The 22,147-nt window shown below is 71.9% G+C and carries 17 protein-coding genes; 8 read left to right on the forward strand and 9 right to left on the reverse strand.

Annotation, left to right across the window (positions count from 1 at the left end):
- The first annotated feature begins 134 nt into the window (after positions 1–134).
- Entirely contained in the window at positions 135–2,408 is a 2,274-nt protein-coding gene (locus tag C4T78_RS09800; protein WP_093355381.1) for an FdhF/YdeP family oxidoreductase, read from the forward strand.
- On the opposite strand, the gene C4T78_RS09805 is transcribed toward C4T78_RS09800, so the two are convergent.
- Complete coding sequence (locus tag C4T78_RS09805) at positions 2,409–3,635, reverse strand: molybdopterin molybdotransferase MoeA (protein WP_093355384.1); 1,227 nt, start codon at positions 3,633–3,635, stop codon at positions 2,409–2,411.
- A 230-nt stretch (positions 3,636–3,865) separates the two neighbouring features.
- Positions 3,866–4,885, reverse strand: a complete 1,020-nt coding sequence (locus tag C4T78_RS09810) for a trypsin-like serine peptidase (protein WP_093355387.1) — start codon at positions 4,883–4,885, stop codon at positions 3,866–3,868.
- A gap of 232 nt (positions 4,886–5,117) precedes the next feature.
- Here C4T78_RS09810 and C4T78_RS09815 point away from each other — a divergent pair, with 232 nt between their 5' ends.
- The 3 genes from C4T78_RS09815 to C4T78_RS09825 all read left to right on the forward strand — a co-directional run bounded on the left by C4T78_RS09815 (position 5,118) and on the right by C4T78_RS09825 (position 9,808).
- Positions 5,118–7,406, forward strand: a complete 2,289-nt coding sequence (locus C4T78_RS09815) for an FdhF/YdeP family oxidoreductase (protein WP_093355389.1) — start codon at positions 5,118–5,120, stop codon at positions 7,404–7,406.
- A gap of 11 nt (positions 7,407–7,417) precedes the next feature.
- Positions 7,418–8,266, forward strand: coding sequence for a formate dehydrogenase accessory sulfurtransferase FdhD (gene fdhD / locus C4T78_RS09820; protein WP_093355392.1), 849 nt, complete (start codon positions 7,418–7,420; stop codon positions 8,264–8,266).
- Between the two features lie 267 nt (positions 8,267–8,533).
- Positions 8,534–9,808 (forward strand): ATP-binding protein, encoded by a 1,275-nt coding sequence (locus C4T78_RS09825; protein ID WP_093355394.1) that lies wholly within the window; start codon positions 8,534–8,536, stop codon positions 9,806–9,808.
- 75 nt (positions 9,809–9,883) lie between these two features.
- Here the strand turns inward: C4T78_RS09825 and C4T78_RS09830 are convergent, their stop codons facing one another.
- A complete protein-coding gene (locus C4T78_RS09830; protein ID WP_093355397.1) occupies positions 9,884–11,191 on the reverse strand; it encodes an SLC13 family permease in 1,308 nt (435 codons plus the stop codon).
- The gene (locus C4T78_RS09835; RefSeq protein ID WP_235863676.1) at positions 11,188–12,558 is read right to left on the reverse strand and encodes a homoserine dehydrogenase; all 1,371 of its coding nucleotides are present in this window, start codon (positions 12,556–12,558) and stop codon (positions 11,188–11,190) included. Before C4T78_RS09835 ends, C4T78_RS09830 begins: the two co-directional genes overlap by 4 nt.
- A 177-nt stretch (positions 12,559–12,735) precedes the next feature.
- Between C4T78_RS09835 and otnK the strand changes: the two genes are divergently transcribed.
- From otnK to C4T78_RS09850, 3 genes are read left to right on the forward strand one after another with little or no spacing between them, the layout of a single operon-like run.
- A complete protein-coding gene (otnK, locus tag C4T78_RS09840; RefSeq protein WP_218161645.1) occupies positions 12,736–13,965 on the forward strand; it encodes a 3-oxo-tetronate kinase in 1,230 nt (409 codons plus the stop codon).
- The gene (locus tag C4T78_RS09845; protein ID WP_093355404.1) at positions 13,962–14,624 is read left to right on the forward strand and encodes a class II aldolase/adducin family protein; all 663 of its coding nucleotides are present in this window, start codon (positions 13,962–13,964) and stop codon (positions 14,622–14,624) included. Before otnK ends, C4T78_RS09845 begins: the two co-directional genes overlap by 4 nt.
- 3 nt (positions 14,625–14,627) lie before the next feature.
- Positions 14,628–15,434, forward strand: coding sequence for a DeoR/GlpR family DNA-binding transcription regulator (locus tag C4T78_RS09850; protein ID WP_093355407.1), 807 nt, complete (start codon positions 14,628–14,630; stop codon positions 15,432–15,434).
- 101 nt (positions 15,435–15,535) lie between these two features.
- Here C4T78_RS09850 and C4T78_RS09855 read toward each other — a convergent pair whose 3' ends face one another.
- Positions 15,536–16,579 (reverse strand): polyprenyl synthetase family protein, encoded by a 1,044-nt coding sequence (locus tag C4T78_RS09855; RefSeq protein ID WP_093355409.1) that lies wholly within the window; start codon positions 16,577–16,579, stop codon positions 15,536–15,538.
- Positions 16,580–16,763: 184 nt separating this feature from the next.
- Positions 16,764–18,161, reverse strand: coding sequence for an FAD-binding oxidoreductase (locus C4T78_RS09860; RefSeq protein ID WP_093355412.1), 1,398 nt, complete (start codon positions 18,159–18,161; stop codon positions 16,764–16,766).
- A gap of 122 nt (positions 18,162–18,283) precedes the next feature.
- Between C4T78_RS09860 and C4T78_RS09865 the strand changes: the two genes are divergently transcribed.
- Positions 18,284–18,628: a winged helix-turn-helix transcriptional regulator gene (locus tag C4T78_RS09865; protein WP_093355414.1), complete on the forward strand. Its 345-nt coding sequence runs from the start codon at positions 18,284–18,286 to the stop codon at positions 18,626–18,628.
- Positions 18,629–18,737: 109 nt separating this feature from the next.
- Here the strand turns inward: C4T78_RS09865 and C4T78_RS09870 are convergent, their stop codons facing one another.
- The 3 genes from C4T78_RS09870 to C4T78_RS09880 form a co-directional block, all read right to left on the reverse strand.
- Positions 18,738–19,229 (reverse strand): pyridoxamine 5'-phosphate oxidase family protein, encoded by a 492-nt coding sequence (locus C4T78_RS09870; protein WP_177247684.1) that lies wholly within the window; start codon positions 19,227–19,229, stop codon positions 18,738–18,740.
- 11 nt (positions 19,230–19,240) lie between these two features.
- Positions 19,241–20,575, reverse strand: a complete 1,335-nt coding sequence (locus tag C4T78_RS09875) for an MFS transporter (protein ID WP_093355416.1) — start codon at positions 20,573–20,575, stop codon at positions 19,241–19,243.
- A 104-nt stretch (positions 20,576–20,679) separates the two neighbouring features.
- The gene (locus tag C4T78_RS09880) at positions 20,680–22,146 is read right to left on the reverse strand and encodes an MFS transporter (protein WP_093355419.1); all 1,467 of its coding nucleotides are present in this window, start codon (positions 22,144–22,146) and stop codon (positions 20,680–20,682) included.
- Position 22,147: the final 1 nt, after the last annotated feature.

Here is a 22,147-nt window from a genome sequence, read left to right on the forward strand (position 1 = left end):
CCTCCGTGGTCGCGCTCCTCATCGTGCGCGGAAGCCCCGGCGGAGCGCAGCGCGTGGGCCGCTGCTCGCTTTGCCGAGGCGCGGCCGCGGTGGTGGGATACGGAGGTCGGGCGGCCGTACGGCAGGAGCGTGTGATGAGCGAGCGGGCCAGCCAGGAGCAGCCGGAGTTCCGGCCCTACCACCACCCCGCCGCGGGCTGGGGCGCAGCCAGGAGCGTGACCGAGTTCCTGGTCCGCGAGCGCGAGCTGGTCGACGGGCCGCGGGCGATCATGCGGATGAACCACGAGAACGGCGGTTTCGACTGCCCGGGCTGCGCGTGGCCGGACGACACCAAGGGCCTGCACCTGGACATCTGCGAGAACGGCATCAAGCACGTGACCTGGGAGATGACCCGCAAGCGGGTCGGCGCGGAGTTCTTCGCCGCGCACACCGTCGCGGAGCTCTCGGAGTGGAGCGACTTCGAGCTGGAGGACCAGGGCCGGCTGACCGAGCCGCTGCGCTACGACCCGGAGACCGACCGCTACGTCCCGGTTTCCTGGCCGGAGGCCTTCGCGATCTTCGGCCGCGCGATGGCCGAGCTCGACAGCCCCGACCAGGCGTCGTTCTACACCTCCGGGCGGCTCGGCAACGAGGCGACGTTCCTGTACCAGCTGATGGCGCGGGAGCTCGGCACGAACAACCTGCCGGACTGCTCGAACATGTGCCACGAGGCCAGCGGCCGGGCCCTGCAGGCGGCCTTGGGCACCGGCAAGGGCACGGTCGACCTCAAGGACTGGGAGATGACCGACGCCCTGTTCATCATGGGCGTCAACGCCGCCTCCAACGCGCCCAGAATGCTCACCTCGCTCGCCGAGGCCTACCGCAGGGGCGCGCAGATCGTGCACATCAACCCGCTGGTGGAGGCCGCGGCCACGCGCACGATCATCCCGCACGACTTCGCCCGGATGGCCACGTTCAAGGCCACCCGCACCAGCACGCTGAACGTCCAGCCGCGCATCGGCGGTGACATGGCGCTGCTGCGCGGCATGGCGAAGGCCGTGTTCGAGGAGGCCGAGCACGACCCGAAGGCCGTCGACGCGGAGTTCGTCGAGCGCTACACCACCGGCTTCGACGCCTACCGGGCGCTGTGCGAGGCCACGCCCTGGGCGGAGATCGAGCGCCAGTCCGGTGTCAGCCGCGCGGTGATCACCGCCGCCGCCCGCGTCTACAGCGAGGCCGACCGGAGCATCTTCAGCTGGTGCCTGGGCATCACGCAGCACGAGCACGGCGTCGACACCGTCCGCGAGATCGTGAACCTGCTGCTGCTGCGCGGGAACCTGGGCCGGGAAGGCGCCGGCCCGTCACCGGTGCGCGGGCACAGCAACGTGCAGGGCAACCGGACCTGCGGCATCGACCACCGCCCGGACGAGGCGTTCCTGGACCGGCTGGCCGAGGTCTGCGGGATCGAGCCGCCGCGGGCCCACGGGCTGGACACGATCGGCACCATCGAGGCGATGCACCGCGGCGAGGTGAAGGTGTTCGTCGGCATGGGCGGCAACTTCGCGCTCGCCGCGCCGGACACGCCGCACACCTTCGCCGCGCTGCGCGAGTGCGAGCTGACCGTGCAGGTCAGCACCAAGCTCAACCGCAGCCACCTGGTGCACGGCAAGCAGGCGCTGATCCTGCCCTGCCTGGGGCGCACCGAGAAGGACCACCAGCGCGGCGGGCTGCAGGCCACGTCGGTGGAGGACTCGATGAGCATGGTCCACCTCTCGCGCGGCATGAAGCGCCCCGCTTCACCGCACCTGCTCTCGGAACCGGCCATCATCGCCGGGCTGGCCGCGGCGGCGCTGCCGGGCAGCCGCACGCCGTGGCAGCACTACGTCGAGGACTACGACCGGATCCGCGACACCATGGCGCAGGTCCTCGACGGGTTCGAGGACTTCAACCGGCGGGTCCGCCTGCCGCTGGGCTTCCGCATCCGGCAACCCGCCCGCGAGCTGGTCTTCCACACCCCGTCCGGGCGCGCGGAGTTCTCCACCGCCGCGCTGCCCGACGTCGTCCCGGCCGCCGGGGTGCTGGCGCTGGGCACGATGCGCTCGCACGACCAGTGGAACACCACGATCTACTCCGACGACGACCGCTACCGCGGCATCAAGAACCTGCGCACGCTGATCTTCATGAACGCCGAGGACATGCGCGAGCGGGGTATCGGCGAGTTCGACCGCGTCGACATCACCAGCACGGCCCGGGACGGCAGCACCCGCACGCTGAACCGCTACCAGGCGATCCCGTACGACATCCCGCGCGGCTGCGCCGCGGGCTACATGCCCGAGATGAACGCCCTGTGCGCCATCGGCGACTACAGCACGCAGAGCGATCAGCCGATCATGAAGCACGTCTCGGTGACGGTCGAACCGTCGGCCTGATCACCACGGGCGCGGTGTTCCGAGCACCTCGACGGCCGATCCGGCCGCGAGACCACCGGGCGGCACGACGGCGAGGCCGTCGGAGAGCGCCAGCCCGCGCAGCATCGCGGGCCCGCCGAAGGGCAGCGCGGTGGCGGTGTTCGCGCCGAGCTCGACCGGCAGCAGCTTGGTGTCGCGCGGGTGCCCCGGCAGCTCCGCGGCGGCGGTGAACCTGCGCGGCTCGGCCTCCGCACGGCCGTTGAGGCGGTTCAGCAGCGGCTGGACCAGCGTCGCGGTACCGGCGACGGCCGCCAGCGGGTTGCCCGGCAGCCCGGCCAGCCACCGGGCGCGCCCGTCCGGCGCGGGCGGGAGCTCGGCGAGCAGCATCGGGTGGCCGGGGCGGACGGCCACCGAGTCGACCAGGAACCGGGCGCCGAGCTCGGTGAGGGCCCGGTGCAGGAAGTCGGCCGGACCGGCCGCCGTGCCGCCGGTGGTGACCACCACGTCGGCCGGGGAACCGGCGATCGCGGTGCGCAGCAGGTCGAATTCGTCCGGGATCCGGCGGCTGCCGGTCAGCTCGCCGCCGCACCGCAGCCAGGGCACCAGCAGCGGGCTCAACGCGTCGCGCACCCGGCCGTCGCGGGGCGGGCCGGAATCGAGCAGCTCATCGCCCAGCACCAGCAGTTCCACCACCGGGCGGCGGTGGACCGCGATCCTGTCGTGCCCGGCCGCCGCGGCCAGTCCCAGCACCGCGGGCGTGACCGCGGTGCCGGGCGGGAGCAGGACCTGCCCCGCCCGGCACTCCTGGCCGCGCGGCCGGATGTCGCGTCCGGGGGCGGGTGTGCGGCCGGACAGGGTGGTGCCGGGCGGATCGACCTGGCCGTCCTCGCGGCGCAGCACGGCCGTCGTGCCCGGTGGGAGCTCGGCGCCGGTGGCGATGCCCAGCGCGGTGCCGTCGGCGAGCGGCTCGGCTCGGGCACCGGCCAGCACTCGTCCGTCCCGGAGCCGCCACGGGCCCGGCCCCGCCACCGCCCAACCGTCCATTGCGGACGTGTCGAACGCCGGGAGATCGGTCCGGGCCGTGAGCGGTTCGGCCAGCACGTGGCCGAGGGCTTCGGCGAGGTCCCGGGCGACGGCGGGCAGTGCCCGGGCGGCGGTTCGGGCGGTTTCCCGCGCCTGGGCCCACGTGGGCGTCGGCAGGGCTCCCACCTGGGGCGGCGTGCCGCTGGTGGGTGTTGCCAGGTCCATCGGAGTCCTCGCGCCGGGTCGTCGGTCGTGGTGCCGCCACCCATTGTCCACTGAGGACATATCGGTGCCGCGGCAGGCCCACTCGACCACCAGCCTCCACCCATCCGGACGGATGGTCAAACGGCAGGTTCTACCAGGTGATAGGTGGCGCTTCTCAGGCCTCCGGAGAGCGCTTCGGAACGTTCGCGGTAGCCGGACGCCGGGCCCGCCGGAACTGGCGGGTCAGGCGATCACCAAGCCTCTTCGGCCCTCCGGTGGAGCGGTTCGGTGATCTCGGTGGTGAACTGCGGGCCCACGAGGTACCGGGTGCACCCCTCCTGCTCACCGGGCGGGCACGAGTTCCCGTCGCTGTCGAGGTAAGCGCTCTGGCTGTTGTCGCCGACGACCGTGCCGATCCCGGTCGTCGTGTTCAGTTCGGAGAACCGAGGACCGCCGCTGGCGCCGCCGCCCATGGTGCAGGGGATCCCCCACTGGTTCGCAGCGGCGGGGTGCTCGGGAGTGCCGGGGTTCTCCTTCGCCGTTCCCCGGCAGTAGGCGAGCCGCTCGCCGATGTACTCGGGCAGGCCCTCGCGCGCCGGATCCGAAGTGGCGCGCGGATATCCGAACGAGGTCGCGGTGCCCGCGCCTGGTTCGCCGAAGCCGATGCGCTGGGCGGCACCGACCACGTCCTGGGCGCGCTGCCCGCGCTCGTCCGGATTGAGCACCACGAAGGCCTGGTCGTAGGCGTCGTAGACCTCGCCGTGCTGCTGGTCGTTGTGCAGCCAGGTCTCGTCGACGATCGCGATCCGGCCGGTGAACCGGCCGAGCGGCGCCTGCCCGTCGTGATAGCCGGGGATGAACAGCACGTTCTGCGACCACTGGTTGTTCTCGCCGAGCAGGTCGGTGTTGTTGACGCAGTGGCCGGCGGTGACGATCGTGCTGCGGTTGGCCGCCTCGACCACGGTGGCGGTGCAGCTGGCGTCCTCGCCGTGGTCGGTGAAGAACAGCCGGCCCACGGTCTTGGCCAGCGCGTTCGGCGTCGTCCACGGGGCGCCGTCCGGCCCGGCTTTAGGCGGGTTGTCCGACGAGGGCTCGGTGAGCGCGGCGATGCGCTCAGGGGTCCAGTAGTCCTGCACCGCCTGCTGTTCCGCCTCGCTGGTGGCCAGGCGGTGCTCACCGGCGGACCCGGCTGCGGCGGGCGGGGCGGTCAGCGATCCCGCGGCCAGGGCCGCGCACCCGACGACCAGGCTCTTCGACTTCGTGCTCATCATGCGGTCAAGCTAGGGAACCGAGATCAAGAACTTGTCAGCTTCCTGTGGTCGGCTCGTGAGAGCCGCCGCTGTTCCGGTCGTGATGCCGGACACCTTCTCCGGGTGGTCGCGGCGCGGATTTCGTCGTGAGATAGTCGGCGCCTATCAGGTGATCGACGTCGCTTCTTTGACTTCCTCGCGCGGGCGGCATTGGCTGTACCAGCGCAGACGCGAACGACGAGGGAGCGCGGGGATGAGCGGCATCGACGGTTCCAGCGAGGACGAGCTCTCGGTCACACCGCCCAAGACCTGGGCCGCCGGGGTGCCCGCCGTGGCGCACGCGCTGGAGTACTCGCTGGCCCAGACCTCGCCGCGGCGGACGATGCTGACGCTGCTCAACGTCAACCAGGCGAAGGGCATCGACTGCCCCGGCTGCGCCTGGCCGGAGCCCGGGCCGAAGCAGCGGCACCTCAACGAGTACTGCGAGAACGGCGCCAAGCACATCAACGACGAGGCGACCACTCGCCGGATCACCGCCGACTTCTTCCGCGAGCACCCCATCTCCGAGCTCGCGGGCCGGACCGACCAGTGGCTCAACCACCAGGGCAGGCTCACCGAGCCCGTGGTGAAGCGCCCGGGATCGGACCACTACGAGCCGATCGGCTGGGACGCCGCCTTCGACCTGCTCGCCACCGAGCTGCAGGCCCTGGACTCCCCCGACGAAGCGCTGTTCTACACCTCGGGGCGGCTCAACAACGAGGCCGCGTTCCTGCTCCAGCTGTTCGCGCGGGCCTTCGGCACCAACAACCTGCCCGACTGCAGCAACATGTGCCACGAGTCGAGCGGCTCGGCGATGCAGGAGACGCTCGGCGTGGGCAAGGGCACCGTGAGCCTCGACGACATCCACCAGGCCGACCTGGTCTTCGTCGTCGGCCAGAACCCCGGCACCAACCACCCGCGGATGCTCTCCGCACTGGAGGAGACCAAGCGCAACGGCGGGCAGGTGGTGGCGGTGAACCCGCTGCCGGAAGCCGGGCTGTTCCGCTTCAAGAACCCGCAGAAGGTCCGCGGGGTCATCGGCCGCGGCACCGCCATCGCCGACCAGTTCCTGCAGATCCGCCCCGGTGGCGACCTCGCGCTGTTCAAGGCGCTGAACCTGCTGCTGCTCGAGGCTGAGGACGCCGCTCCCGGAACCGTGCTCGACCACGACTACATCCGCGAGAACACCAGCGGTTTCGCCGAGTTCGCCGAGCAGGCGCGCGAGCTGTCCTGGGAGCAGGTGCGCGCCGCCACCGGGCTGACCCGCGAGGAGATCGAGCAGGTCCGCGACCGGGTGCTGGCCAGCAAGAGCGTCATCGTCTGCTGGGCGATGGGCCTGACGCAGCAGAAGCACGGCGTGCCCACCATCCGCGAGGTCGTCAACTTCCTGCTGCTGCGCGGCAACTTCGGCAAGCCCGGTGCGGGCGCGTGCCCGGTGCGCGGGCACAGCAACGTGCAGGGCGACCGCACGATGGGCGTCTGGGAACGGATGCCGCAGTCCTTCCTGGACGCGCTGGAGCGCGAGTTCGGCTTCACCCCGCCGAGCAAGCACGGCTGGGACTCGGTGGACTCCATCCGCGCCATGCTCGACGGCCGCGCGAAGTTCTTCCTCGGCGTGGCCGGGAACTTCGTGCGCGCCGCACCGGACAGCGAGCTCACCGAGCGGGCGATGCGCCGCTGCCGGCTGACCGCGCACATCTCCACCAAGCTCAACCGCTCGCACACCGTCTGCGGCGAGACGGCGCTGATCCTGCCGACGCTCGGGCGCAGCGACCGGGACGTCCAGGCCGGCGGTGAGCAGTTCATCACCGTCGAGGACTCGATGAGCGCCGTGCACGCCTCCCGCGGCCGACTGGAGCCCGCCTCCGAGGCGCTGCTCAGCGAGGTCGCCATCATCGGCCGCCTGGCGCGCCGGACGCTGGGCGCGAACCCCGAGATCCCGTGGGAGGAGTACGAGGCGGACTACAGCACGATCCGGGACCGGATCTCGCGGGTCGTGCCGGGTTTCGAGGACTTCAACGCGCGGGTGGCCGAACCGGGTGGTTTCGTGCTGCCGAACCCGGTGAACAGCGGGAACTTCCGCACCGCGACCGGCAAGGCGATGTTCACCGCCAACGGCTTCGAGATGCTGACCGCGCCCCCGGGCCACCTGGTGCTGCAGTCGCTGCGCTCGCACGACCAGTGGAACACCATCCCCTACGCCCCGAACGACCGGTACCGGGGGATCCACAACGCCCGCCGGGTGGTGCTGGTCAACCCCGACGACCTCGCCGAGCTCGGGTTCGCCGACCGCGCCGAGGTCGACCTGGTGAGCGTGTGGCACGACGGCGTGGAGCGCCGGGCGCGCAACTTCCGCGTGGTCGGCTACCCGACGACGCGCGGTTCCGCGGCCGCGTACTACCCGGAGACCAACGTGCTGGTGCCGCTGGACAGCGTGGCCGACATCAGCAACACGCCCACTTCGAAGGGGATCGTGGTCCGGCTGGAGCCGACCGGGTCCTGAGAGGACGAGTTGTGGGACGAGTTACCGCGCGACGGCGCGTGCTGCGCATCCGCGACGGGGTTCCGTCGCACCGCCCGGACACCCTCGCGGCCGAGGAACCGATGGAGATCCGGGTCGGCGGACGCCCGCTGACCATCACCATGCGCACCCCCGGGCACGACTTCGACCTGGCGGCCGGGTTCCTGGTCGGCGAAGGCGTCGTCCGCTCGGCCGCGGACGTGGTCGGGATCCGCTACTGCGCTGGTGCCACCGCCGACGGCGGTAACACCTACAACGTCGTCGACGTCGCCCTGGCTCCCGGTGTGGCGCTGCCCGGTGCTTCGCTGGAGCGCAACTTCTACACGACGTCCTCGTGCGGGTTGTGCGGCAAGGCGAGCCTGGACGCGGTGCGCACCAAGACGACCTGGCCCGTGGACGAGTCCTCGCCGAGCATCGGATTGGGCACGCTGACCACGCTCCCCGACCGGTTGCGCAAGGCCCAGCGGGTGTTCGACAGCACCGGCGGGCTGCACGCCGCCGGGCTGTTCACCGCCGACGGTGATCTCAGCTGCGTGCGCGAGGACGTGGGCAGGCACAACGCGGTGGACAAGGTGATCGGTGATGCCCTGCGCTCGGGCCGGCTGCCGCTGCGGGACTCGGTCCTGATGGTCAGCGGCCGGGCCTCCTTCGAGCTGGTGCAGAAGGCCGCGATGGCGGGCATCCCGGTGCTGGCGGCGGTGTCCGCCCCGTCCTCGCTGGCGGTCGACCTGGCCGCGGACACCGGGCTGACGCTGATCGGCTTCCTCCGCGGCAACTCCATGAACATCTACACCGGCGCCGAACGCGTCCGAACCGGCCTCGCCGCGGATCTGGCCCGCTAGTTCCACCGAGCGAGGTCCGGGTGCGCTCTCCGGCCGGAGCAGCTCGGCCAACGCAGGTTCATGTCCTAAGTGGACTGTTGTCGCCGGGGCGACGGGCCGGTTGATAGGCGCGGGTTATCGGGCGAACGGGAACATCTCTTTGCCACGATCCGTCGTGGCGGCGGAGAATTCGGCCCAGTTGCACATCCTGCGCTGCGCGCGGAGTCCGTCCGCCGGGAACCGGGCTCCTGCGGGCACCGCGGCGCGGGCGGACGCGGGAGGTGGGCCATGCCTGCTTGGCGGGTGCGCGATTTCCACGACGACGACCTGGACCAGGCGATCCGCATCTGGGACCAGAGCAGGGAGACCGGTGAGCCGGTCTTCTCCGCCGCCGAAGTGGTGTCCATCGCGCGGGCCGGGCACCCGGCCCTGGTCGCGGTGGTCGAGCGAGAGGTCGTCGGCATGGCCGCGGCCAAGGTGGAGGGCGAGCGGGCCTGGCTGGCGCTGTTCGCGCTCGACGCCCGGTGGCGCAACCGCGGCATCGGCAGCGCGCTGCTGGCCGAGCTGGAGAAGAAGCTGCGCGGCCTCGGCGTGCACCGCATCACCAGCCTGGTTCCCGAGGGGGCCGCGGGTTTCCGGGCGATGGTGAACTCCGGTTACCGGCCGCGCACCGACCTGACCTACTTCGAGAAGGTCGAGGAGCTGGATCCGGCCGACTTCGACGTGCTCGAGCACCTCGGCGGCATGCTCCTGCCGCCCGGGAGGTGGGCTGCGCTGGCCGGCATGCGGCGGGAGAAGGACGTCATCGAACGCCGCGTCGTGCTGCCGATCTCCCACCCGGACCGGGCCGAGCGGCACGGCGTGCTGCCGCCGAAGGCGATCGTGCTGTTCGGCCCGCCGGGCACCGGCAAGACGAGCTTCGCCAAGGCGATCGCCTCGCGGCTGAACTGGCCGTTCGTGGAGCTGTTCCCGTCCCGGCTGGCCGCGGCCTCCCCGGAGGGCCTGGCCACCTCGCTGCGGGAGGTGTTCACCGAGCTGGAGGAGCTCGACGACCTGGTCCTGTTCATCGACGAGGTCGAGGAGATCGCGGGCACCCGCACGACGCCGGCGGCAGGTCCGGCGCACGGCGTGACCAACGAGCTGCTCAAGTTGATCCCCGGTTTCCGGGAGCACGACCACCGCCTGCTGGTCTGCGCCACCAACTCGGTCAGCTCCCTGGACCCGGCCTTCCTGCGCCCGGGCCGGTTCGACTACATCATCCCGGTCGGCCCGCCGGATCCGCCCGCCCGGCGCGCGATCTGGTCGCGCTACCTCGGCCCGGCCCGGGACAACGTCGACCTGGACCTGCTGGTGGAGCGAACGGAGCTGTTCACTCCCGCCGACATCGAGTTCGCCGCCCGCCAGGGAGCGCAGGCCGCCTTCGAGCGCGACGTCCTGCGCGAGGACCGGGATCTGGCGACCACGGCGGAATACCTGAAGGCGATCGACGACACCCGGCCCACGCTCACCGCCGAAGCCATCGCCGACTTCGAGCAGGACATCGAAACCTGCACCCGGCTGTAGTCCGCGCGGTGCGTGGAGCCGGTGGGCGGCTCCCGGGCCGCTGACCGCGCATCGGCCGGCGGCCCGGTCGCCCGCTCAGCCGGCGAAGAGCAGGGCGGGCACCACCATGGTGAGGATGGTCAGCGCCGGTCCGATGATCATCATCGCGAATCCCCAGGCCGTGAGGTGCCTGGTGAGCAGCGGGCGCCGCTCCTCCGGCGCCGAGGCGATGATGGTCGCGCCCGTGGTCGAGTACGGTGCGCAGTCCACGAGCGACGCCGAGATCGCCAGCGCGTAGAGGAAACCCGTCATCTCCAGTCCGCCACCGGGGACCAGCAGCGGCACGGCCAGCGGGATGAGCGCGCCGAGGATGCCGATCGTCGAGGCGAACGCGGAGACCACGGCGGCGATCACGCAGATCACGATCGCCGCGATCAGCGGCACGTTCACCGACCGGGCCAGCTCGCCGAGCTGGTCGATGGCTCCCAGCCGGGTCAGCACCCCCACGTAGGTGAGGATGCCGCCGAGCAGCAGGATCGTTCCCCAGTCGACCTTCGAGATCGCGCGGCGGCCCACGTCCGGCACCAGGATCGACAGCGCGACCGCGAGGGTCAGCGCGACGACGCCGAGGTTGACGTCCACGTCGAGCGCGGTCAGCACGACGAACCCGGCGATCAGCAGGAACAGGGTGCACAGGACCGTCACCTGCAGGCGCGTGATGGGTTGCGCGGGTGCGGTCCCGGTCGCCACCGCCGCGCCGCCCCGCGCGGATTCCCGGAGCGCCGCGGCGTCCCGGCGCGATCGGCGGATCAGTTCCGGGCCGCCGAACATCAGGAACGCGACCAGGACGACCAGCGCGTTCACCCCGACCGAGAGGGCGAACATCAGCGCGGCGCTGTAGGGCAGGTTCGCGCCCTCGGCGATGGTGGCGACCGTGATGCCGTTGATGCTCGTCGGGGCCAGCGCGCCGCCGACGATCGCGGAGCTCATGGCGATGCCCATGAGCGTGGGGCTGATGCGGTGCGTCGTGGCCAGGGACATCGCGATCGGCACCACGGCGAACGCGGCGTGCGAGGTGCCGAGGCAGGCGACCCCGGTGCCGATGAGCCACATCGCCCACGGCAGCAGCGCGACCCGCGGGCCGACGAGCCGCACCGAGCGGTCCACGAGCCAGTCGATGGTGCCGGTCTCCCGCGCCATGCCGAACAGGTAGGTGATGCCGAGCAGGATCAGCAGGGCGTCGACCGGGAAGTCAGCGAGGACGTCGTCGAGGCCTTCGCCGACGATGCCGACCCCGACGATGAAGGCGGCGACCAGGGCCAGCGCGCCCATGTGCACGTTGCGGATCGCGGAGATGGCGAACACCGCCGCGAAGACGATCAGCGCGATGATCTCGGCGTTCATTCTCCGGCTCCCGGGGTCGGCCCGCGCCGCACCGACGGTGCGGAGGTGCCGGCGGTGTAGGCGGCCAGCGGTTCCGGTGCGAGGTGCTCGAGGTCGTCGAGGCGCACGAGCTCGCCCGCCCCGACGCTCCGGCGCAGCTGCGCGTCGCCGAGCAGGTAGTAGGGCGCGATGGCGGCGTCGGGCGCCACCATGACCGGGCTGACGCCGTCGATCTCGTGGTGGTGGCCGGTCACCCGGAAGGGCGTGCCGGGTTCGAGCGCGGTGACCGCTCGGGCCGCCAGCAGCGTTGTCGGCCGCGGGCGCGGTGACGATCCGGTGCCGCTGGCGGCGGCGTGGATGGTGAGCGGCGTTTCGACGCCCATCGCGTGGTAGGGCCAGTACAGGCAGGCGTACTTGCCGTCGCGGCTGATGACGTGCCCCTTGGCCCGCAACATCTCCCAGGTCACCGGATCACCGGTGCGCACCACCGCGAACACACCGCCCGCGAAGCTCGCTTCGCCGGGCAGGCGGAGCGCGGAGAAGACGTCGACGACGCCGTCGCGGCGCAGGATCCCGCCGTCCTCGTGCGCCGCGTAGACGTCGGCGAGCTCGGCGATGCGAGCGACCGGGTAGTGCAGGCCCTCCGCGTCCGGTGCGGCGCCGGTGCGCATCGCCACGACGGTCATCTCGCAGAGGTCCGCCGCGGCCGCGCGCTTGAGCCCGGCGACGAGCTCGGCGCGACGGCTCAGCGTGCTCCGCGGTTCGGCGCCCAGGTCGAGCAGCTCGGCGAGCCCGGGCGCTTCGATCGTCACCCCGGCGTGCTCCACGGTCCCGGTGGCCGGGTCGAAGACCAGGTCGTACTCCCCCGACTTGCCGATGGCGACGATGTCCAGGCCCACCGCGGAAATCCAGTCGACCATGCGGAGCAGGTTGGCGGGCTGGTCGCCGTCGCCCGGCAGGTAGCGGAGCCCCGCCGCCTCCGCCTTCGCCGCGAGCGCGACCCCGCTAACGGTGTCGACCTCCTTGCTGACCATGACGACGTGGGTGCCGTTGGCCAGTGCTTCCTCGGCGTAGGCAGTGCCGACGCGCACCTGCCCGGTGCCTTCCACGAGGACGTCGACTTCGCTCCAGTCGAGCGCGGCGGCATCGCGGAGCAGCGCGATCCCGCCGTCGGCGACCGCTTCGCGGAACTCATCGCCGGTGGTGGCCACCGCGAAGCGGGCGTCGCCACCGAGTTCGCCGAGCGTGCGGCGGATCCCTTCCACGTCCGGGTCGACGAGCGCCGTCGGGATCAGCTCGGGCGTGCGCTGCAGCTGCGCGAGCAGCGTGCGGCCGTACCCGCCGTTGGCACCGGTCAGGGCGACCCGGACGGGTCCCTGATCCCGCACTGGATGGGAATGGATCACCGTTGCTCCAATCTTGCGATGCCTCGCCCCTGCTTGTTGCGGGTCGGCGGCGGGCGCTACTGTGACACAGCTTCTAAATTTTTACAATCATCCACCAAATTTTCACAAACGGTGTCCCGCGGCCGGTCGGTCCGGCGGCGGGCGGAACGAGGTGCGGGAGTGCTGGGAGCAATCGCGGACGACTTCACCGGCGCGACGGATCTGGCGATCATGTTGCGGCGCAACGGATTCCGGGTGGCAGTCGCGATCGAGGGCAACGACCCCGGGGAGTCGGCCCGCAGCGGGCTGGACGCCGTGGTCATCGCGCTGAAGACGCGGACCGCGCCGGTGCCGGACGCGGTGGCCGCTTCCCGCTCGGCGCTCGGCAGGCTGCGCGACTGGGGAGCCCGGCAGATCTACGTCAAGTACTGCTCGACGTTCGACTCGACCGAGCGGGGAAACATCGGCCCGGTCCTGGATCTGGTGTCCGACGAGCTCGGTGCGCGGCGAGTCGTCGTCGCCCCGGCGATGCCCGCCAACGGGCGCACGGTCTACCTCGGCCACCTGTTCGTCGGCTCCGACCTGCTGGAGCACTCCTCGATGCGGCATCACCCGCTCACGCCGATGACCCGCTCGCGGGTCGCGGAGCTGCTCCGGCCGCAAACATCCCACGCCGTCGCGGAAATCCACCACGAGACCCTGCGCCGCGGCCCGGAGGCCGTTCGCGCGGTCATCGAAGCCGCACCCGCTCGCTACGTCGTGGTCGACGCGATCGACGACGAAGATCTGCGGGTTCTCGGTGCCGCGGTCGCCGACAGCCCGGTGGTGAGCGGTGGTTCCGGCCTGGCTCGCGGCCTGCCCGGCCCCGGTAGCGACCTGGATAGCTGGCAGCCCGGCCCGGACGGGCGCCGGGTCGTGCTGTGCGGCAGCGCCTCGGCGACCACCCGCCGCCAGATCGACACGGCCGCCCGCACCGAGCCGGTGCGGCGGATCGACCCCCGGTCCGCGGTGCGCGAACCGGAGCAGGAGGCCGAAGCGATCACGGCGTGGCTGCGGACCCAGCCGGTCAGCAGCACGCCCGTCGTCTACGCCGCCCGCGAGCCGGACGACGTCGTGCCCGAGGTCGACGGCCGAGCGGTCGCGCCCGCGATCGAGCGCGTGCTGGCCCGGACGGCCCAGCAGCTCGTCGAGGCCGCGGAGGTCACCCGGGTGCTCGTCGCGGGTGGCGAGACCAGCGGCGCCGTCGTGCGGGAGCTGGGAATCGGCGTGCTGCGCATCGGGCCGGAGATCGCGCCCGGCATCTGCTGGAGTTCGGCCACGACGAACGGCGGCGAGATCGCGCTGGCGCTCAAGAGCGGCAACTTCGGCCCCGACGACCTGTTCACCTCGGCCTGGGACCGGCTCGCGTGAGCGCGCTCGAAGAGCTGCTCGCCGCCGGCGCACGCGTCGTCGAGGAGGGCCTGAGCCCCGGCAGCAGCGGAAACCTCAGCGTCCGGGACGGCGACCGGATCCTGCTCAGCGGCACCGGGGTTCCGCTGGGGCGGCTGCGCCCGGAGGACGTGGCGGTGCTCGACCTGGAGGGGCAGCACCTCGACGGCGCCGAGCCGTCGAAGGAGTCACCGCTGCACGTCGCCTTCTACCAGCGCGATCCGGCGCACCGCGCCGTGGTGCACGTCCACTCCGCCTCCGCCGTCGCGGTGTCCTGCCTGGAACCGTGGTCGGAGCACAGCGCGATCCCGCCGCTCACCCCGTACTTCGTGATGCGCGTCGGCCAGACACCGCTGCTGCCCTACCGCGCACCCGGCGATCCGGCCCTCGGGGACGACCTGCTCTCGAGCCCGTGGGCCATGCGCGCGGCACTGCTCGCCAACCACGGCCCCGTCGTCGCGGGTTCGACAGCGGACGAGGCCATCGGCCGGACCGTCGAGCTCGAGGAGGCCTGCCGGATCGCCCTGCTGACCACCGGGCACCCCCGCCGGGAACTCGATGCCGCCGCGACCTCCGAGCTGGCTCGGCGCTGGTCGAGCCCGTGGGGCCAGCGGACTACACTGACCGCCGCGAGGAGGTAACCCATGGCAAGGCCGCCGCTCATCCCCGAGCAGCGACAGCAGGAGATTCTCCGCCATCTGCGGCACGAGCAGGTGCTGAGCTACCGCCAGCTCACCGAACTCCTCGGTGTCAGCCACATGACGATCCGGCGCGACATCGCGACTCTGGAGAAGCAGGGCAGCGTCGAGATCACGCCCGGTGGGGCGAAGATCGCCACCCGCCTCCTGCACGAGCCCGACCGCACCGAGAAAGCGGTCACCGACCGCACCGGGAAGACCGCCATGGCCCGCGAAGCGGCCACGATGGTGTCCGACTCGATGACCATCTACCTCGACGCCGGTACGACGTTGCAGGCCATCCGGCCCTTCCTGGACGGACTGAGCGACCTGACCGTGGTCAGCAACGACCTGGCGACCGTGGCCGACTTCTTCGACCACCCGGGGGTCGACCTCATCTGCCTCGGTGGTCGGGTGGAAACGGCCAACCGCTCGACCGCCGGACGTCTCGCGGCGCTCACGCTGCGCGAACTGTCACTGGACATCGCCTTCCTCTCCTCGAGTTCGTGGGACGTCTCGCACGGCGTGACCACCCCGGTCGAAGCCAAGATCGACGTCAAGCGCACGGCGCTCGCCGCGGCCACGACCTCGGTCCTCGTCGCCGGCAGCGCGAAGTTCGGCCGCTACGCGCGCTACCGCGCGCTGCACCTGGACGAACTCGACAGGATCATCACCGACGACGGCCTGGACGACGACGCGGCCGCTGAGATCACGGCCACGGGCACCCAGCTCACCCGAGCCCGCCGCACGGACTTGGACGGCGGCGCCGCGTGATCCGATCCCCGCAGCCCGGGCCGCGAACGTCCTCATAGGACATTCCTGGCCCGGGCCCGGTGGCGACGCCCGTGCGCGCCGCCCTCAGAAGATCGCTTCGGTCATCTGGCCCTCCCGATCAGCGACCGGGACAGGGCGTTGAAGCAGGCCCTGGTTTCGGTCGGCATCGACAGCGCGGTCAGGCAGTCGTCGACCTCGGCGAGGTGGCGGGCGGCCTCTCGCTCGGCGAACTCGCGGCCGCCCGCCTCCGCCACCAGCTCCGCCGCCAGCCGCAGCTCGAAGTCGGTGCTCACACCGCGTTCGACCAGCACCCCCAGTCGTTCGCTCGCCGATCCGCCCGCGGACAGCGCCGCGATGACCGGCAAGGTCCGCTTGCCCTCGCGCAGATCCCCGCACACCGGCTTGCCGGTGCTCTCCGGATCGCCCCAGATGCCGAGCACGTCATCGGTGCACTGGAACGCCAGGCCCAGGTGACGTCCGAGGCGGTCGAAGCAGTCCGCGACCGCCTCGGACGCCCCGCCCAGCAGCGCACCGGCCGCGGCGGAGAAGGCCAGCAGCGCACCGGTCTTGGCCTCCGCCATCGCCTGGTACTCGGCGACGCTCACCGCCTGCTCCCCCGTCCACGGCCGCCCGGTGAACCGGATGTCGTCGACCTGCCCGACGACGACCTCCCGCATCGCGGTGGACAGGCGCATCGCCGCGGCGGCCGAGCTGGGGCGACCGCCGCTCAGCAGCACGCCGAAGGCCTCCGAGTGCAGCGCATCCCCGATCAGGATCGCTTCCGGGACGCCGTACTCCTTCCACACCGCCGGCCGCCCCCGCCGCAGCTCGTCGTTGTCGATGATGTCGTCGTGGATCAGGCTGAAGTTGTGCACGAGTTCCACGGCCGCCGCCGCGGGCACGGCCGCCGACGCCTCGGCCCCGACCGCCTCCGCCGCGAGCACCGCCATGGTCGGCCGGATGACCTTGCCCGCCGAGCCGCAGCCCCCGCTGCGCCAGCCGAAGTGGTACCTGCCCACGTCCCCCAGCGATGGCCCCAGCCGGTCCACCAGCTCCCGCAGCACGGGCTCGGTGAGCTCGCGAGCGCGCCGGATCGCGTCGATCACCAGCTCGTGATCGGTGCCCGCGGTGGCCGGAAACGTCATCGTGATCCGCCTCAATCCTGGTCTGGTCCCCCGACCAGGACGACGGTATCCACGCGCCACACCCGGCGTATCGGCCGAAATGGCAGCCTTGATCAACCGATCGGCCGAGGCTGGTGACCGCGCCCTCGTACTTTCGGCCAGAAATTCACCGACCACGACCACTCGGCCACGCCGAATCCGCGCATCACCTAGAGTCGGAGAATTCACCGGCAGCGCTGTCAGCGCAACGTCCGATGTGCTCCGCGGGCGGGATGTTCTGGTTGCTGCGCAGCAGGTTTCCCGGGTCGTAGGCCGCCTTGACCGCGCGGAGGCGATCGTGGTTCCGCGCCCCGTAGGCGCTTCGGATCCGGGCCTGACCGGCGTCGCGGGGCAGGTAGTTCACGTAAGCCCCGCCCGCCGAGTGGGGTTCGAGGGCCGCCACCAGCTCCCTGGACCAGGCCCGGTTCTCGGCGTCGGCCGCCGGGTCGTCCCACTTGGCCTCCACGAAGACGTTGTAGCGGGCGTGGCGGAAGCCCACGGCGGTGCTGGCGGGATCGGCACGGGAGATCGCGCCGTGGTAGTGCTCGACGTTGATCGCGCTCGCCGGAGAAGGAGCGGACTCGGTGTAGTCGGCGAGCACCTGCACCACTTCCTCGTCGAGGTGGCGCAGCGTGGTGGTGTTCCAGTACACGCGCTGGCGCCACCGCGCGCCCTCGTCCAGGAAGCGCTGGCTGTCGGTGTAGCTGCGGGGCGCGACCGTGTCGGCGGTCGGTGCGGCGGCGCGGCGCAGGTCGTCGATCAACGGCACTTCCGCCGGGCCTCCCACCACTCTGGGAATGACCACGATGACGGGTTCACCGTCTTCTCCGCGCTTGAAGACCAGGTCGGCCACTGTGTTGTCGGGCAGCTCCTCGGCACGGGCGCGGAACGCCGCGGCGACCCGCTGCGCCTGGTCGAGCGGCCAGACCAGCAGACCGGTGGTGACCCCGGAGACCGGGTGGACGGCGAACTCCAGGCGGACGGCGACGCCGAAGTTCCCGCCACCGCCGCGCAGCGCCCAGAACAGCTCGGGTTCGTGCTCGTCATCGGCGCGCACGACGCTGCCGTCGGCCAGCACCACCTCGGCACCCCGGAGGTTGTCGACCGCCAGCCCGTGCAGGCCGCGCAGCGCGCCGACCCCGCCGCCGAGGGTCAGCCCGGCCACGCCCGTGCTCGAGACGATCCCGCCCGTGCTGGCCAGCCCGTACCGCTGGGTCGCGGCGTCGTAGTCGCCCCAGGTCGCGCCGGGGGCGGCCCAGGCGACCCGGCGCTGCGGGTCGACGCGCACCTCCCGCAGTCCGCTGAGGTCGAGCATCAGCCCGTCGGTCACCGCCGCGAACCCGGCGCCGCTGTGGCCGCCGCCGCGCATCGACAGCGCGATGTCGTGCTCGCCCGCGAAGCGGACCGCGGCCCGAACGTCGTCGACATCGCGCGCGGTGAGGATCGCCGCGGGCACTTGCCGCGGATGGGCGTACAGGTCCCAGGCCGGGGCCGTCGCCACTTCCGGCCCGGTCCTGGTCCGCCCCGGGAAAGTGCTGCGCAAGCGCTCCGCCCACGTCGTCATGGCTCTCCGCCACCTCGTTCCGCGTCGTTTCCGTGCTGCGCCCGGCCGGGCGCAGCACCAGCCTGACACAGAGTAAGTCACTTATCAATGTATAGTGGGTGGCGCCGTGGTAAGGTCCAGACATGGCGCACCCGTACGACCAGGGCGAGCAGTTCTGCCCCGCCTACCACCACGCCGTCGAGCTGATCGGCCGCCGGTGGACCGGGGTGATCCTGCGCCAGCTGCTGCAAGGCACCTCGCGGTTCGCCGAGATCCGCGACGCGATCCCCGCGCTCACCGACCGGATGCTCGCCAGCCGGCTGCGCGAGCTGGAGTCCGAGGGGATCGTCCGGCGGACCGTCCTCGACACGATCCCGGTCAAGGTCCAGTACGACCTCACCGACAAGGGCCGCGACCTGGAACGCACGATCACCGCGCTCAGCGAGTGGGCCGACCGCTGGGACGACAGCGCCCCGGCCGCGAACTGACCGCGGAAGCAGCAGCGGCGGGCCCGCCTCTCGACGAGCCCGCCGGAAACCCGGTGGCAACGGGAAGAAGATGCGCGCGGCGCCGGAACCGCCGCCGCCGCAGCGCGTTTCAGGAAGCTGTCGTACCGCCGAGGGGCATCGGGGGCAGACCGAGCTTGCGGTGGTCCCAGGACCTCGTGCGGTCGACGTGCAGCCGCACCGCGACGCGCTTGTGCAGCATCGTCTCCACCAGTGGCTTGACCTCCTCGCCGTAGGGCCCGTGGTAGCGCTCCCACATGTCGACGCCGACCTTCCAGAGCGCGTCGGCGTCGTCGACGAGCTCCGCCCGGCCTTCCATCGAGACGCCGCGCAGCACGTCGTAGGTCTCACCGTCCTCGATGAGCACCGTGGCCCGCGGGTCGCGGCCGATGTTGACCGCCTTCTGCGCCTTCGCCTTGGTCTCGAACCACAGGTCGCCGTCGATGACGGCGAACCACATCGCGACCGCGTGCGGGTGCCCGCCGGGCCCGAGCGTGATCAGCGTCGCGGTGCGTTGAGCCGAGATGAAGGCCGAGATCTCCTCCGGCGTCATCCGGACCTCGGCCCGCTGGTTGCGTCCCACTGCAGTCCTCCTCATCCCGCGGGTTCGCCGCGGAGGTCGCGGCCGCTGGTCTCGGCGATCAGCAGCACCGCGGTGATGCTGATCCCGACCGCCAGCACGATGATCCAGCTCAGCGGCAGGTTCGACCCGCCGGTGCCCGCCACCAGCGCGGCGGCGACCATCGGCGTGAAACCGGCGCCGAGCAGGCTCGCCATCTGGTAGCCGAGGGAGACGCCGGTGTAGCGGACGCGGGTGCCGAACATCTCCGACAGCATCGGGGCCAGCGGCGCGTACATCAAGTTCTGGAAGACCTGCGCGGTCATCAGCGCGGCGGTCATCGCCGGCACCGAGCCGGTGCCGACCAGCGCGTACATCGGGAAGGCGAAGACCACCGCGCCGATCGCCCCGAGCATCAGCACCCGCCGCCTGCCGATCCGGTCGGACAGCGCCGAGAACAGCGGGATGCCGACGAGCCCGGTGAGGCTGATCAGCAGGTGCGCCCGCATGATGTCCGGCAGCTCGTAGCCCAGCCCGGAGGCGTAGGCGACGCTGTGCGAGCCGATCAGGGCGGTCAGCGCGAACGGTCCGATGCCCGCCGCGCAGGCCAGCAGCACCGCGCGCGGCTTCCGGAGCACCCGCACCAGCGGCACCGGTTCCCGCTTGCGGGCCGCGCCCGCCGCGACGGCCTCGCGGAACAGCGGGCTCTCCACGACGCTGAGCCGGACGTAGAGGCCGATGAGCAGCAGCACCGCGCTGGCCAGGAACGGAATTCGCCAGCCCCACGCCAGGAACTGCTCCTTCGGCAGCAGGGTCACCAGCGCCACGGCCCCGTTGGACAGCAGCGATCCGAGCGGGGAGCCCATCTGCATGATCCCCACCCACGCGCCGCGCCGTCGCGGATCGGCGTGCTCGATGACCATCAGCGCGGCCCCGCCGTACTCGCCGCCGACCGCGATGCCCTGCACGACGCGCAGCAGCACCAGCAGGAGCGGCGCGGTCAGCCCGAGGGTCTCGTAGGTGGGCAGCACGCCGATGAGCACGCTGGCCACGCCCATCAGCAGCATGCTGGTGACCAGCGCGGACTTCCGGCCGAGCCGGTCGCCGAAGTGCCCGAACAGCAGCCCGCCGAGCGGTCGCGCGACGTATCCGGCGGCCAGCGTGCCGAAGGCGGCGATCGTGGAGGTGGCCGGGTTCGACGCCGGGAAGTACAGCGTGCCGAAGACCAGCGCGGCCATCGTGCTGTAGAGCAGGAAGTCGTAGTACTCGATGACGGTTCCGAGCAACCCGGAGAACGCCACCTTGCGCACCTGCCGCGCGTGATCGCGCCCCGATCCGACCCCGGCTGCGACCGGTTCCTGCCTCGTCATCGACCCCACCGCTCTCCAGGCACCAGGAGCTGACCAAGCGCTTGCTCGACGCAAGCTACGCACCCGGTCGATCGCGGTCAAGACCGTCGCGGTGCGGGGGCCGGTCAGTCCTCGGTCGGCGGCGACCCGAAGCTCTGCAGGTGCGGCTGCCGCGCCATGAGCAGGTGCACTCCGACGGCGCAGAGCACGATGAATCCCCCGATGAAGAGCATGACCTCGGTGAAGCCCGCGATGATCCCCTCGCGCCCGGTGGCCCCCGACGAGCGCAGCACGCCCACGACGATCGGCACCACGACGCCCAAGCCCAGGCCCATGCCGAACTGGCCGACCGCGGGCTTCACCGCGCCGACCGAGCCGACCATCTCCTTCGGAGCCGCCGACATCACCACCGCCGACTCGGAGTTCTGCGCCCACATGATCCCGAAGCCCACGATGAACGCGCAGCCGGCGAAGTACCACGAGCCGGTCGTCGTGCGCACCAGCCCCAGCAGCAGGATGCCGAGCGCGATCACGAGCAGACCGCTGGTGAACATCGTGCGGGCGCTCAGCCCCAGGCGCTTCTGCGCCTCACCGGCCGCGAGGGTGCCGAACAGCATTCCCACCGACATGACCGTCAGCGCGATCGAGACCACGAACGCGCTGCGGCCCAGCACGCTCTCGAGCACGGTCGGCAGTTGCATCGCGATCACGCCGTTGGCGAAGTTGAACACGATCCCCACCACGCAGGCGGCGGTGAAGGCGGGCACCGCGAACAGCCGGATCGGGAAACCCGGCTGGGGACTGCGCGCCTCCCAGACGGCGAACGCGGCCAGCAGCACCACCGCCACCAGCAGTCCGCCCAGCACCACCGGGCTGCCCCAGCCGAGCTCGCCCGCCAGCGTGAAGCCGCCCATCAGGCAGATCAGCGCCGCAGCGGCGAGGACGACACCGACCACGTCGAACCGCCGCGGGTGCGCCGCCCGGCTCTCCGGCACGGCCAGCGCGCCGCAGGCGGTGAACACCACCGCCAGCACCGGGATGATCAGGCAGGTGGCGCGCCAGCCCAGCGAGGCCTGCAGGGCCCCGCTGCCGATCGTGCCGAACACGCTGATCGCCGACTGCACGCCCAACCACGCGCCGAACACCCGCGGCAGCTCCTCCGGCCGGAACAGAGCGGGCAGGATCGCCAGGCTCATGCCGAAGCTCGCCGCCGTGCTCACCCCCATCACCACCCGGCCGAGCACGTAGACACCGGCCGCCGGAGCAGCGGCGCACACCACCCCGCCGACCGCCATGCCGAGGGTGCCGAGCAGCAGCACGCGGCGACGCCCGCGCAGGTCGCCGAGGATCCCGATGCCCAGCATGGCCGCCGCGAGCAGCAGCGTGCCGACGCTGGAGGCGAACGCGCGCACGCTCGGATCCATCCCGAGCTCCCCGGCGACCTCGGGCAGCGCCAGCGAGTTCAGCGTGGGGTCGAGCACCTGGAGGGCGGACAGCAGCGACAGGCCCACCAGCGCGTACGCCCGCCGGTGGCGGTTGTCGGCGACCATCGCGGGCCACTGCTGCGGGACGGGTGTTTCCGGCACGGACATC

Origin of the sequence: Saccharopolyspora kobensis (assembly GCF_900108315.1) — a bacterium.
GTDB lineage: Bacteria > Actinomycetota > Actinomycetes > Mycobacteriales > Pseudonocardiaceae > Saccharopolyspora > Saccharopolyspora kobensis.